General features: G+C 36.2%; 1 pseudogene. It reads left to right on the forward strand.

The window, feature by feature from the left end:
• Positions 1 to 137: 137 nt before the first annotated feature.
• A pseudogene (locus ROSEINA2194_RS13440) lies at positions 138 to 1,242 on the forward strand (phospholipase D-like domain-containing protein); the annotation flags it as partial.

A 1,242-nucleotide genomic window follows, 5' to 3' on the forward strand; every position in this document is an offset into this window, starting at 1 on the left:
CCGTTTTTGCTATATCTAACAGTCTGTTGTACAAAGAAGATTTTGCATGGATGAAAAAAACAAACCTTGTTGAGGTTAAATTGAGGCTGACTTTGTATTGTATAGACATAAGATGAAAAAAAGTCAGGTGATGTGCGATGGGAAAACGTAAGATATTTAAAATTGTTTTTGTTATACTGTCAATTTTTTTATGTGTGGTTTTTTTATGAATTGCTCGGAATCTGCGTTGCATATAAAAAGCAGCCGGAAGTGTCCAATACAACCAAAAAAGAAACAAAAAATGGGTCATGGAACGAATGCAGTGAAAATACAGAACGGGCAGTAATCATAGAAAGGAATCCAGAAGCGCTTTTACAAAGAGTGCGTTTGATCAAGAATGCAAAAAAGGAAATTATTCTTTCTACTTTTGCATTTCAATCCGATGAAAGTGGAAAATTGATCTTAGGAGCACTGCATGATGCGGCAGACAGAGGTGTACATATTCGTCTGTTAGTAGATGGAATGGAGAGCTGGATTGATATGGAAGGAAATCCGTATTTCTATGGATTATCTTCCCATGAGAATGTTGAAATTAAACTGTATAATAAGGCCAATCCGTTGAAACCATGGAAGATGATGGGGAGAATGCATGATAAATATTTGATTGCAGATGGTAAGACATATATTCTTGGTGGAAGAAATACATACAATTATTTCCTGGGTGATTTTCCGGGACATAAGAACTATGACAGAGATGTGTTAGTGGTTTGCGATGAACCTGAGAAAGAAAATTCAGTTAATCAGTTGTTAGAGTATTTTGAAACGATATGGGAACAAGAAGACAGTGGTTATTTTCATGACAATAAAAAACTGGCAAATAGAAAATCTGTAAAGAACGCAGTTTTAGAGCTGCAGAACGGCTATCAGAAATATTTTGAAGAGAATAAGGAAAGAATCTGCGATACCGATTACACGGACGAAACTTTTGAGACAGAAAAGATTGCATTAGTGTCAAATCCTATCCACACAGGTCCCAAGGAACCAGTAGTCTGGTATCAACTGGGAGAACTAATGAAAAATGCAAAAGAGCGCGTGAAAATTCATACACCATATATTATCTGCAATGATATGATGTCTAATACATGGAAAGAGATTGCGGAGAGAGTTCCGGATTTTTCTATCATGACCAATTCGGTTGCCAACAATGGAAATCCATTTGGAGCTGCCGATTATGCGAAAAACAGAAATAGAATCTTAAGTACA

The sequence above is a fragment of the Roseburia inulinivorans DSM 16841 genome (assembly GCF_000174195.1).
Classification (GTDB): domain Bacteria; phylum Bacillota; class Clostridia; order Lachnospirales; family Lachnospiraceae; genus Roseburia; species Roseburia inulinivorans.